At 67.2% G+C, this 12329-nt stretch carries 12 protein-coding genes; 4 read left to right on the top strand and 8 right to left on the bottom strand.

What is annotated here, in order from left to right; genetic code table 11:
* Positions 1-87 precede the first annotated feature (87 nt).
* Positions 88-531, top strand: a complete 444-nt coding sequence (locus tag ACSFA8_RS13290; protein WP_435479989.1) for a universal stress protein — start codon at positions 88-90, stop codon at positions 529-531.
* 99 nt (positions 532-630) lie between these two features.
* Complete coding sequence (locus ACSFA8_RS13285) at positions 631-1056, top strand: universal stress protein (protein ID WP_435479988.1); 426 nt, start codon at positions 631-633, stop codon at positions 1054-1056.
* Between the two features lie 3 nt (positions 1057-1059).
* Here ACSFA8_RS13285 and ACSFA8_RS13280 read toward each other — a convergent pair whose 3' ends face one another.
* Positions 1060-2022 (bottom strand): AraC-like ligand-binding domain-containing protein, encoded by a 963-nt coding sequence (locus tag ACSFA8_RS13280; RefSeq protein ID WP_435479987.1) that lies wholly within the window; start codon positions 2020-2022, stop codon positions 1060-1062.
* Positions 2023-2187: 165 nt separating this feature from the next.
* Between ACSFA8_RS13280 and ACSFA8_RS13275 the strand changes: the two genes are divergently transcribed.
* Positions 2188-3222, top strand: a complete 1035-nt coding sequence (locus ACSFA8_RS13275) for a carbon-nitrogen hydrolase family protein (RefSeq protein ID WP_435479986.1) — start codon at positions 2188-2190, stop codon at positions 3220-3222.
* A gap of 17 nt (positions 3223-3239) precedes the next feature.
* Positions 3240-4301: a phenylacetaldoxime dehydratase family protein gene (locus ACSFA8_RS13270; protein WP_435479985.1), complete on the top strand. Its 1062-nt coding sequence runs from the start codon at positions 3240-3242 to the stop codon at positions 4299-4301.
* Between the two features lie 7 nt (positions 4302-4308).
* On the opposite strand, the gene ACSFA8_RS13265 is transcribed toward ACSFA8_RS13270, so the two are convergent.
* The 7 genes from ACSFA8_RS13265 to ACSFA8_RS13235 all read right to left on the bottom strand — a co-directional run bounded on the left by ACSFA8_RS13265 (position 4309) and on the right by ACSFA8_RS13235 (position 12317).
* A complete protein-coding gene (locus ACSFA8_RS13265) occupies positions 4309-5853 on the bottom strand; it encodes a malonate--CoA ligase (RefSeq protein WP_435479984.1) in 1545 nt (514 codons plus the stop codon).
* 7 nt (positions 5854-5860) lie between these two features.
* Positions 5861-6631: an enoyl-CoA hydratase/isomerase family protein gene (locus ACSFA8_RS13260; protein ID WP_435479983.1), complete on the bottom strand. Its 771-nt coding sequence runs from the start codon at positions 6629-6631 to the stop codon at positions 5861-5863.
* Complete coding sequence (locus ACSFA8_RS13255; RefSeq protein WP_435479982.1) at positions 6628-7617, bottom strand: Bug family tripartite tricarboxylate transporter substrate binding protein; 990 nt, start codon at positions 7615-7617, stop codon at positions 6628-6630. The genes ACSFA8_RS13260 and ACSFA8_RS13255 overlap by 4 nt, the downstream gene beginning before the upstream one ends.
* Positions 7618-7650: 33 nt before the next feature.
* Positions 7651-9111, bottom strand: a complete 1461-nt coding sequence (locus ACSFA8_RS13250; RefSeq protein ID WP_435479981.1) for a malonyl-CoA decarboxylase domain-containing protein — start codon at positions 9109-9111, stop codon at positions 7651-7653.
* Entirely contained in the window at positions 9108-9776 is a 669-nt protein-coding gene (locus ACSFA8_RS13245; protein WP_435479980.1) for a GntR family transcriptional regulator, read from the bottom strand. The genes ACSFA8_RS13250 and ACSFA8_RS13245 overlap by 4 nt, the downstream gene beginning before the upstream one ends.
* 264 nt (positions 9777-10040) lie before the next feature.
* Positions 10041-10865, bottom strand: a complete 825-nt coding sequence (lgt, locus tag ACSFA8_RS13240; RefSeq protein WP_435479979.1) for a prolipoprotein diacylglyceryl transferase — start codon at positions 10863-10865, stop codon at positions 10041-10043.
* A gap of 516 nt (positions 10866-11381) precedes the next feature.
* The gene (locus ACSFA8_RS13235; protein ID WP_435479978.1) at positions 11382-12317 is read right to left on the bottom strand and encodes a LysR family transcriptional regulator; all 936 of its coding nucleotides are present in this window, start codon (positions 12315-12317) and stop codon (positions 11382-11384) included.
* Positions 12318-12329: the final 12 nt, after the last annotated feature.

The raw sequence follows: 12329 nt of genomic DNA, 5'->3' as shown, positions 1-12329 counted from the left end.
AGCGGTGCTTGCCCCTTGAACCCTTGATGTGAATCAACACATGGTGCGGCGAGCGGCCTATGCTGGTTCAAATTCCCAGGAGAACCCATGTTCCAGCGCATCCTCGTCGCCACCGACGGTTCCGTCCTCTCGAAGAAGGCCGTGAAAAGCGCGATTGCGCTGGCCGCGCAAAGCGGTGCCGAACTGGTTGCGCTGACGGTCGTGCCGCGCTACCCCACCAGCTACCTCGACGGCGCCATGGCGTTCCCGCCAGAAGACATCGCCCGCATCGAGAAGCAGTGGGCCGATGCGTCGCGGGTCACGCTCGATGCCATCGTGGTCAAGGGCCAGGCCAGCGGCGTCACGGTGAAAACGGCGACCGTGAATTCCGACCTCGTGGCCGAGTCGATCATCGCGGCCGCGCGCAAGCACAAGATCGACCTGATCGTCATGGCTTCGCACGGGCGCAAAGGCCTCAAGCGCCTGTTGCTGGGCAGCGAGACGCAGCATGTGCTTACGCATTCGGAGCTACCCGTGCTGGTGTTGCGTTGAAATCGGGCGAGGTCGGGCGCAAGCCCGGGTCAACCCGGTCTGTACGCGCTTGGCGAGGGGCCGTATAAGCAGTCGAGTCACATTCGAAAGAGGAAAACCATGAAGATCCTGATCGCCGTCGATGGCAGCAAGCACACGCAGAAAGCGCTCGACTACCTGGCCAAACACCGCGGCTCACTGGTCGACGGCCACGAGTTGGTGCTGGTCAACGTGTGCAGCGGTATCCCGCCGCACGCGGCGCGTCATGTCAGCAAGGACGTCCTTGACAGCTACTACGCGGAAGAAACGGGCAAGGTAATCGAGCCGGTCAAGCGCGGCCTGGCCGAGCGCAATATCACCGGCTACACGATCGACGTGCGCCACGGCAATGCGGCCGAGGAAATCCTCAAGTCAGCCAACGCCGCGAAGGCCGATCTGGTCGTGATGGGCACGCACGGCCACGGCCTCTTCGGCCGCGCGCTGATGGGGTCGGTTGCCACCAAGGTGGTTTCCGAGACCGACATCTCGGTGCTGCTGGTGCAATAACCTCTATTGCACGCGCTGCTGCCGCCACTCGCGCGGCGAGCAGCCAAAGCGCTCGCGGAACGCACGGCTGAAGTGGGCCGCGTCGTTGAAGCCGCGCCCGTACGCGATTTCTCCGACCGGCCGGCCCGCGAGACGCGGCTCCAGCAGGTCGCGGCTGCAGGCTTCGAGCCGGCGCTCCCAGATGTACTGCGACGGCGTCAGCGGCTCGCTCTTGAAGACGCGGTGGATGTGGCTCGCCGACACTCCCAGCGCTGCCGCGAGACTGCCCACCGACAACGACGGATCGGCCAGCTGCTCGTCGATGCGCCGCTTCACGCGCGCGAGGTGGTACGCCGTGAGGTTGCTGAGCGAGGGCGCACGCGCCGCGGGCAGCGTCTGCAGCCCGGCCACGAGGATGCTCTGCACGCCGTTGGCCACCGCCAGGGCCGACGCGGGCTGCAGCGTGTCGATGTCCTCGCGCAAGGTGCGGATCATGCCGAGCAGCAGGTGGCCCGCGCCTTCCCTGCCCGACACGGTTGTAGCCGTCAACTCCTCGGTGTCGCGCAGCTCGCTGCGCAGGCGCTCGCCGGGAAGCTTGAGCACGATCTGCTCGAAGCTGTCGTCGAACAGCAGCTGATAGGGCCGCGTGCTGTCGTACAGCGCGAAGTCGCCGGCGGAGAGCACCGCATCGCGCCCGTCCTGCCGCACCACGCCATGCCCCTGCGCCTGGATGCTCACCAGAAAGTAGTCGTCGCTCGACCGCGCGATATGGCCAGTCGTGCGCATGACCTTCTGCGGCCCTGACCTGACCACCGACACGTCGAGGTTCGGCAGCGAGTGCTGGCGGATGCTGCCCTCGAAGCTGCCGGTATCGCCCTCGCGCACCGGGTCGCAACCGAGCTGCACGTAGATGTTGCAGATCAGGTCGGTCCAGTAGGCAAGCCGCTGGTCTCGCGTGACGGCATCGGTGCTGAGCACTTGGTTCATGGGGTTCCCCGGAAAGCGCATGCAACGCTGGAACAAGAACGCCGCAAGTTCGGGTCAAGGCGTTCCGCGGCAGCGAATTTACGCTTCAAGCAACCCGCATGCCACAACGCAAACCCGGTGCGCAAGTGTGCGAAGTTGTTTCATCCACCGCCTCTGGAGATCCCCATGCCCACCACAGTTCACCCCAAACTCCGCGTCGCCGCCGTGCAGGCAGCGCCCGTCTTCCTCGACCTCGACGGCACCATCGACAAGACCATCGACCTCATGGCGCAGGCGGCCGGCCAGGGCGTCAAGCTGATAGCCTTCCCCGAAACCTGGGTGCCCGGCTACCCCTGGTGGATCTGGCTCGATTCGCCGGCCTGGGGCATGCAGTTCGTGCAGCGCTACAACGACAACGCGCTGGTCGTCGGCTCCGCCGAGTTCGACCGCATCAGGGACGCGGCGCGCAAGCACAGGATCTGGGTCTCGCTCGGCTACAGCGAAAAGGCCGCCGGCAGCCTCTACATCGCGCAGGCGCTGATCGACGACCAGGGCAACACCGTGCAGACGCGTCGCAAGCTCAAGCCCACGCACGTGGAGCGCACCGTGTTCGGCGAAGGCGACGGCTCCGACCTCGCCGTGGTCGAAACACCCCTCGGCAACATCGGATCGCTCTCGTGCTGGGAGCACCTTCAGCCGCTCAGCAAGTACGCGATGTATTCACAGAACGAGCAGATCCATTGCGGCGCCTGGCCCAGCTTCTCGCTCTACCGTGGCGCGGCCTATGCGCTCGGCCCGGAGGTCAACAACGCCGCGAGCCAGATCTACGCGGCCGAGGGCCAGTGCTTCGTAGTCGCGCCGTGTGCAACCGTGTCCCAGGCGATGAGCGACCTGCTGTGCACCGACGCCGGCAAGCAGCAGATGCTGCGCACCGGCGGCGGCTATGCGCGAATCTACGCGCCCGATGGGTCGCCCCTTGGCACGCCACTGGCCGAAGACCAGGAAGGACTGGTGATCGCCGACATCGACCTCGGCATGATCTCGCTCGCCAAGGCGGCGGCCGACCCGAGCGGCCACTACTCGCGGCCCGACGTCACCCAACTGCTGCTGAACAAGACACGCCGCGAGCCCGTGGTGGTGCAGCGCGCGCCCGAGCCCGAAAGCGCCGTGCCGGAAGCGATCGCCGCCAGCGCCGAGCCGCGTCTGCCGGTTGCGGCCTGACAGCACGGAGCCACGCCATGGAATCCGCCATCGCCGAGCACCTGAAGTGCCCCCGCACGCGGCACCGCCGCGTCGAGGACGACTACACACCGCCCTACCCCGTCTGGTCGGCCCGCGCGACAACCTCGGTGAAGCAGGTCGTCATGGGCTATTTCGGGGTGCAGTCGCGCGGCGCCGAGATGCAGGGCCGCGCCTGCGCCTCGCTGATGAAGATCGTGCGCGATTTCGCGCTGCCCGATGGCCCGGGACACCACGACCTCGCGCACTACGTCGATGCCGACGGCTACGACAACATGATCGCCATCGCGTACTGGAGCGATCCGGCCGCCTTCGCCCGCTGGAACGAGACACCCGCCATTGACGCATGGTGGCGCTCCGACGAACGACTTTCAGAAAGCCTCGGCTACTTCCGCGAATTCGCCTCGCCCCGCGTCGAGCACTTCGAGACCATGTTCAACACGCCGAACCGCTTCGAGGGCGTCGGCGTGGTCATGGGCGAAATCAGCGGCGAGCTGCAGGAGCACGGCTACTGGGGTTCGATGCGCGACCGCATCCCGCTCTCACAGACCGATGCGATGGCGCCCTCGGGCACGCGCGCCGTGATCACCGGCACGCCGACATTGGGCCAGCGCGTGCGCATCGCGGGCCACGAGAACATCGCGATGATCCGTTCCGGCCAGGAATGGACCGAGACTACGGGCCAGGAACGCACGCTCTATCTGGAAGACATGGAGCCGGTGCTGCGCGAAGGCATGGACTTCCTGCGCGATGAGGGCCTGGGCATCGGCTGCTACAGCAACCGCTACATGCACCACCTCGATGCCCAGGGCGCACCGCTGCAGAAGTCCTTCGGCCTGAGCTACTGGCGCTCACTCGCCGACATGGAGCGCTGGGCCGAGTCGCACCCCACGCACGTCGCAATCTTCGGCAGCTTCATGCGCTACGTGCAGGCACTGAACTTCCAGTTGCAGCTGCGCGTGTACCACGAGGTCTCGGTGCTGAAGGCCGACGAGCAGAGCTACGAATACATCAACTGCCATGCGCGCAGCGGGCTCATGAACGGACTGGGCATGGCATAGAAGAGCGCTAGGCGAACAGCCCCTTGTGCTGCTCGCGCAGCAGCGCCTTCTGCACCTTGCCCATGGTGTTGCGCGGAAGCTCGGACACGACGAAGCAGCGCTTCGGAATCTTGAAGTTCGCGAGCTTCGACTTGAGCGCCGCGATGATCGCATCGGCATCGAGCGCCGCGCCGGCCTTCGCGATCACGATGGCAACGCCCACCTCGCCGAAGTCCGCATGCGGCACGCCGATCACGGCGCTCTCGGCCACGCCGGGGAGATCGTTGATGTAGCCCTCGATCTCGGCCGGATAGACGTTGTAACCGCCGCTGATGATCAAGTCCTTGCTGCGGCCCACGATGGTGACGTAGCCGAGGCCGTCGATCTTGCCGACGTCGCCGGTCTTGAAGAAGCCGTCGTGCGTGAACTCCTCGCGCGTCTTCTCGGGCATGCGCCAGTAGCCGGCAAACACGTTGGGCCCGCTGACCTCGATGCCGCCGATCTCGTCGGTGGTGCATTCGCGGCCCTCTTCGCCTTCCTGCGTCGACGCCACACGCAGCTGCACGCCGGGCAGCGGAAAGCCCACGGTGCCGCCGCGCCGCTCGCCCTGCACCGGGTTGTACGGATTGGACGTGAGCATGGCGGTTTCGCTCATGCCGTAGCGCTCGAGGATGGTGTGGCCGGTGCGCTCGCGCCACTCGTTGAAGGTTTCGATCAGGAGCGGCGCCGACCCGGCGACGAACAGCCGCATGTTGCGCACCGCTTTTTTCGTGAGGCCCGGCTCCGCCAGCAGGCGCACATAGAGCGTCGGCACGCCCATGAACACCGTGGCCTCGGGCAGTCTGGCGACGATGCGCTTCGGGTCGAACTTGCCGAACCAGAGCATCTTGCTGCCGTTGAGCAGCGCGCCATGCATGGCGACGAACAGGCCGTGCACGTGGAAGATCGGCAGCGTGTGGATCAGCACGTCGCCCTTCGTCCAACCCCAGTAGTCCTTCAGCACTGCAGCGTTGGACAGCAGGTTGCCGTGCGTCAGCATCGCGCCCTTGCTGCGGCCGGTGGTGCCGCTGGTGTAGAGGATCGCGGCCATGTCGTCTTTTGCCTTTTGCGCGATCGTGTGCCGGTCGCCGTACTGCGCCGCCACTTCGAGCAGCGTGCCGGTGCGGTCGTCGTCGAGCGTGAACACGTGGCCCGTGCCGGCCGCCTGGGCGATCTGCCCGACCCAGGCTGCGTTGGCGCTGGTGCACACCACCACGGCGGGTTCGGCATTGCCGATGAAGTATTCGATCTCGGCGCTCTGGTAGGCCGTGTTCAGCGGCAGGAACACGTAGCCCGCGCGCAGCGTGGCGAGGTACAGCAACATCGCCTCGACCGACTTCTCGACCTGAACCGCCACGCGGGCACCGGACTCGAGGCCGAGCGCATCGAGCAGATTGGCGATCATGGCGCTGGCACGGTCCAGGTCGCGCCAGGAATAGAACAGTCCGTTGTCGGTTTCGACCGCGATGCTGTCGAGGTCGGCTGGGAAGGCGGCGCGCAATGCCGCGAACAGGTTGGCGTTGATCTTCTTCATGCGGGCCTCAGAAAACAGGGGAACGTTTGGCAAGAAAGGCGGCGATGCCTTCGCGGTGCTCGGCCGAATCGGCATAGCGATAGGCGGCGGGCAGCGCCGGCAGAACGGGTACTGGAGCCCGATTCAATGCGAGAAACGTGGCCTTGTTGAGGCGTGCTGCAGCGGGCGCCAGCGCGGCGATGCGGGCGGCGTGGGCCAGCGCCGCATCCGCGACGGTGTCGTCCGGCAACACCTGCAGCAGGAAACCCGCTTCGCAGAGCCGCGCCGCGCCATGCACGCTGGCGGCCAGCAACATGTCGCGCGCCAGCGCGTCGCCGATCGCGCCCCGCACCAGCGCCGCTTCGCGCGGCGCCATCGGGAAGCCGAGCCTGGCGATCGGCGCGCCGAATTTTGCAGAGGCGCCGGCCAGCCGGATGTCGCAGCAGCTCGCGATCTCGATGCCGGCGCCCATGCAGGCGCCTTCGATCTGGGCCACCAGGGGCACCGGGCATTCGAGCATTGCCTGAAGCGCGGCCCACACCTCGTCTTCGTGAAACTCTCGCAGGCTTTCTTCGGCGAAGCGGAACGACGGATATTCGGAGATGTCGCCACCCGCGCAGAAGGCACCGCCCTCCCCGCGCACGACGACGCAGCGCAAGGCCTCGTCCTGCGCCAAGGCTTCGAAGGTGGAACGCAACACGCGCCACATCGCACGCGACATGGCGTTGAGCCGGCCACTGTGCGAGAGCGTGACGAAGGCGATGGCGCCTTCGCGCTGCAACTGGACGGAACCGCTCATTCCAGCTTGGCGCCCGAGGCCTTGACGACAGTGGCCCAACGCTTGATCTCGGCGCTCACGAAGCTGCCGTAGGCGCCCATCGTGAGGCTGGGAATCTCGGAACCGTTGGCCGCCCAGATGGTCTTGAGGTCGTCGGTGGCCATGCTCTTTTTCATGTCGTCGACGATGCGCGCCTGCACCTCGGCCGGCGTGCCCTTCGGTGCCCACAGGCCATACCAGGTGGTCACCGTGTAGCCGGGCAGGCCGACCTCGGCCGCGCACGGCACATCCGGAAAAGCCGGGTTGCGCTTGGCTCCGGACACCATCAGCGCCTTGATGCGGCCGCCCTTGATGTGCTGCGCCGAGGAGCCCAGGCCGTCGAAGCACACGTCCACGTTGCCGGCGATCAGATCCTGCAGCATCGGGCCGGCACCGCGGTACGGAATGTGGGTGATGAAGGTGCCGGTTTGCTGCTTGAACAGTTCACCGGCCAGATGGTGCGAGGTGCCGGCGCCGGCCGAGCCGTAGTTCATCTTGGCCGGGTTCTTCTTCGCGTAGGCGACGAACTCCTGCAGCGTGGCTTGAGACACGCGCTTGGGGTTCACCACCACGACCTGCGGCGCATTGGCCAGCAGCATGAGGGGCACGAAGTCCTTCTCGATGTCGTAGTCGAGTTTGGGATAGATCGACGGCGCGATCGCATGGTGCACCGCGCCCATGAACAGCGTGTAGCCGTCGGCCGGCGCCTTGGCCGCAATGCTGGCGCCCAGCGTGCCGCCGGCCCCGCCGCGGTTGTCGATGACCAGGGTCTGGCCAGTGGCCTTCGAGAACTGGGCCGAGAGCGGCCGCGCGAAGGCATCGGTGCCGCCACCGGCCGGGAACGGCACGATCATCGTGACGGGCCTGGTGGGCCAGGTGCCCTGCGCCTGCGTGGTGCCGGCCGCTGCTACGGCCGCACCGGCTGCGGCCAACCGCAAGATGTCGCGGCGATGAAAGAGGGTGTTCATTGTTTGCTTGTCTCCGTTGTCGTTGAGGATGCGTCAGCTCTTCTTCTTGAGAAGCAGATTCTCGATGTCGCCGGATATCGGCACCTTGCCCAGCGCCAGCAGCGCGCGGTGCTTGTCGAGCCGCTTGAGATCGTAGAGGTAGTTCACCATCAGTCCATAGGACTGCTTAAGGCCTTTGGCCGACGGGTCGCCGGCCCAGTTGAGACGTTCCACGCGTGCACCGTTGCCAAGGTGGAACCGCGCCACCGGATCGGCGGGTTTGCCGTCCGTCATTTCGCTGCCCAGGTAGCGTGCCGCCGCCGTCAGCAGCAGATGGCGCAGCGGCGACGCCGGCGCCAGCCCGAGCGGCTTGTCGACCGCCGCGAGCAGGTCGGCGGCTGCCGGCGTGTCGACGCCGGTCGCCCGGGCGAGTTCGGCGCGCTGTCGGTCGTCGAAGTTCTCCAGGTGGGCCGCCATGTTCTTGCCGAGCCATGTCCGGAACCCGGGAATCGGCGACAGGGTGGCAAAGGTCTTGAGCTTTGGAAACTCGTCCTTCAGCGTTTCGACCACGCGCTTGATGAGCGAATCGCCGAAGCTCACGCCGCGCAGCCCGCTCTGCGTGTTGCTGATGGAATAGAAGATGGCGGTGGTGGCACGATCCAGGTCCTCCGCCGCGGCCGATTCGTCGAGCAGGGGCGGAATGCTGTCGGCCATCGCGTCCACCAACGCCACCTCGACGAAGATCAATGGCTCGCCGGGCAGGCGTGGGTGAAAGAAGCCGTAGCAACGACGGTCGGAGTCGAGTCGGTTCCGGACGTCGGCCCAACTCTGGATGTCGTGCACCGCCTCGTACTTGATGAGCTTCTCGACCAGCGATGCCGGCGAATCCCAGCTGATGCGCCGCAGATCCAGAAAACCCACGTCGAACCAGGTGGAGAACATGTACTCCATCTCCACGTCCAGCGCGCGCAGGCGCTTGTCGGTCTTGAGGTGCGACTGCATTTCCGCACGCATGCCGACCAGAAACGGAATGCCTTCGGGGTAGACGCTGAAGCGCTGCAGCAGCCGACGCCGCGGCGAGACCGTGGCGCGGCGGTAGTTCACTTCGGCCACCGCCTCGTCCGGCGTGCCGAGTGCGGCCGCGAACTGGGCCTGTGCGGCCTTCGCCTTGCCGGGGTCGGCCACGAAGATCTCGCTCATGAGGAGCCAGAGGTCGCGCCGCTCTTCGGGGGTGGCCGCCACATACCAGCCCTGCAGCGCCTTGGCGCGGCGGCCGCCTTCGACCTCGCTGACGGCCGGATCGATCACCGCCTTGAGCTCGGCCAGGGTGCGGCGCAGCGCACGCGGCGACAGCGCCTCGTCTTTCTGGCGCAGCGTCGCGTCCAGGCGTTCGCGCGTCGACCGGGGCGGCGACGTTGCCGCGTCTGCCCGATCGCCCTCGCCTTGCGCCGGCGACTTGCGGCCCGGCCGAAGCCTCGACACGCTGCGTTCCAGCCACGTTGCCGTACCGTTCATGACATCACCCTCAGTTTCTGTTGTTGCGCCACCTCGCGCAAAGCCTCGCGTTGCCGCGTCAGGTGGGTGCGCATGGCCGCTTCGGCGCCTGCGCTGTCGCGCGCCTTGAGCGCGGCGAACACGGCGAGATGCTCCGAAAGGCTTTGCTCAAGCCGGCCCGGCGCGTGCAGTTGTTGCAGGCGCGCGAGCTTCAGGATCTTGCGCAGGTCGCCGATCACCTGCGCCAGCCAGCGGTTGTCGGCCAGCGTGATGATGGCTTCGTGGATCACATGGTTGGTGGCGTAGTAGTCGGTGATGCGCCGGGCTTTCGCGTGGCGCGTCAGCTTGTCGTGCAGCGCGTCGAGTTCCCGCAGTTCGGCGTCGCTCGCATTACGCGCCGCCTCGAAGGCGCAACGGCCTTCGAGCAGCGCAATCACCGGAAAGATCTCGTCGAGGTCGCGCTCGGTCACCTCGCTGACGAAGCAGCCGCGCCGCGGCTCGTGCCGCAGCAGCCCCTCGGCCGTGAGCACCTTGAGCGCCTCGCGCAACGGTGTGCGGGAAATTTCCAGCCGCTGGCACAGCGCGCCCTCGTCGAGAAAGCTGCCCGGCGCCAAAGTACCCGCGAAGATCTGCTCGCGCAGCGTGGCCGCGACTTCGTGGTGCAAAGAGTTGTAGACGATGCGCACGAGGAATCCTTGGTCAATGTCCGTAATTTTTGCTAATTACGGGAAATTATTCAACGTTCGGCCCGATCCGGCAAGCACCGGCACATCGGGATGAACCCTTGCCCTGCTGCTCGACGCACTGGATTTGCGCGACACCCGGCAGTCGTAGCGCAGCGAAAACTTCGAACCTGACGGGCCGCGAGCGGGCCATTCAGCGCGAACCGTGCGCGCACCCGCGAGAAAGCCGACGAAGCCGCGCTACGAGGCGGCGCAGGCTCGGTTGGTTCAGCGCACCTTCGCCGCCTGCGGCTGCCGCGCGGCCCACAGCCACAGGCCGATGCCGAACACGATCATCGGCAGGCTCAGCCACTGGCCCTGGCTCAGGTTGAGCGCCTGCAGGCCCAGAAAGTCGTCCGGCTCCCGGAAGAACTCTGCGACGAAGCGGAATACGCCATAGCCGACCATGAACATCGCCGCCACCTGGCCCTGCCTGCGCTCCTTGCGGGCGTACAGCCACAGCAACACGAACAGCAGCAGCCCCTCGAGCAGGAACTGGTAGACCTGCGACGGGTGCCTGGGCAGCATCGAGCCGCTTTGCGGGAACACCATGCCCCAGGGCAGCTCGGGACTGCTGAAGCGACCCCAGAGCTCGCCGTTGATGAAATTGCCGACGCGGCCGGCCGCAAGCCCGGTGGGCACGCAGGGCGCCACGAAGTCCATCACCTGCCAGAACGGCCGCGTGCGCGAGCGTGCAAACCACACCATCGACGCGATCACGCCGAGCAGCCCGCCATGGAAGCTCATGCCGCCCTGCCAGACGAACAAGATCTCGAGCGGGTGCGTGAGGTAGTAGCCCGGCTTGTAGAACAGGCAGTAGCCGAGCCGGCCGCCGACGATGACGCCGACCACGCCGAGGAACAGGATGTCTTCCACGTCCTTGCGGCTCCAAGCGCCGGGCCCGGTGATCGAGCGGAAAGGCTCGTGGCCGAGGCGGCGCGTGCCGAGAAAGAAGAAAAGCCCGAAGGCAGCCAGATAGGTCAGGCCATACCAATGGATGGCGACCGGCCCGAGCTGCAGCGCGATCGGGTCGATGTGGGGGTACATGAGCATGAGAGCGATTGTGCCGTGCGCAGCCGAGGGCAAGAGGCGCGTGATTGGCGGTTGCCGCCGGGGCATCGCGCGCGTGCTTCGTGCTTGGCGTTTCGGGGTAGGGCCTGTGGGGTAGGCCCCTGCGGGAGGGCCGGCGCGGGAGGGCGTCGGGGGTAGGCCGCCGGCGGCGGGTGGCCCCTTCCGCGAATGTCCCCCGGGCTTCGCCCTCCTCCTTTATTTCGCTGCAGGGGCCACCCACCACCAGCGGCCTGGGCACGCTCGTGGTGTTCAGCGCGAAACGGTCACGCCGCTTCCAGGATCAGGGCGGTGGGGCACGCTGCGCAGCGAAATAAAGGAGGAGGCCGCAGGCCGGGGGACATTCGCGGAGCAGCGTGCCCCGCCGCCCTGATCCCGCCCCGGAGCCTCCGCGCCCCGATCCCGCCGGAGAGCTTCGGCGCCCTGCGCCGTGCCCCCGGCCCCGGAACCTCAACGCTCAGATCACTGCCGTGGACTCTGCGAAATGCAAGACCGCAGAAGTCAGCCGCCCCCGCGCTCCCGCACGAAGTCGACGAAGCGTCCCAGCGCCGGGTTGTCGTTCTGCGCTGGCCAGACCAGGCTGGTTTCGCAGCCGGGCAATGCCAGCGCCGCGCGGCGCCGGCCCGTCGCCGCGAACTCGGCCGCACCGCGGTACACCACACCCTCGCGCCTGAACTGCGTCACGCTCTCGGGCACCCAGGCCACGCCGAGACCACCCGACACGAGGTTGACGATGGTCTGCATCTGGATCGCCTCCTGCGCAATGGCCGGCACGCGGCCGGCCGCATGGTAGAGCGCAAAGATCGCGTCGTGCACCGAGGGCAGGATGCGACGCGGAAACACCACGAGCGGCTCGGCCAGCACCGTGTCGAGCGTGAGCTGCTTCGCCCGCGCCAGCGGATGGCGCGCCGGCACCGCCAGCACCAGCGGTTCGGCCGCAACCGCCACGCGCTTCAGGCCAGCGGGGGCGAAGCCGGGCGAATGCAGTATCAGCCCGGCGTCGATCTCGCCGCGTGCCAGCGCTTCGAGCTGCACGTCACCAGTGGCCTCGACCAGCTCGAGTGCCACCTGCGGGCAGAGCGTGCGGAACTCACGCACCCAGGCCGGCAGGCGCTCGAAGCCGATGGTCGAAACGAAAGCCAGCCGCACCCGCCCGACCTCGCCGGCCGCTGCGGCACGCGCGCGCGCCGGCAGCGCCTGGGCGCGTGCAAGCAGCTCGCGCACGTCGGGAACCAGCGCCTCGCCGGCCGGCGTGAGCGCGACGCTGCGGCGCGTGCGGTCGAACAGCCGCACGCCGATGGCCGCTTCGAGCTGGGCAATCGCCTGGGTAACGGGCGGCTGCGTCATGTGCAGGCGCACGGCCGCGCGGCCGAAATGCAACTCCTCGGCCACGGCCAGAAACTGGCGCCAGACGCGCAGGTCGATCGATGCTGTCATTCACACAGCATA

The sequence above is a fragment of the Variovorax nitratireducens genome, assembly GCF_051216545.1.
Classification (GTDB): domain Bacteria; phylum Pseudomonadota; class Gammaproteobacteria; order Burkholderiales; family Burkholderiaceae_C; genus Variovorax.
The sequence above is the reverse complement of the archived record's forward strand: the minus strand, read 5'-3'. Positions and strand labels throughout refer to the sequence as shown.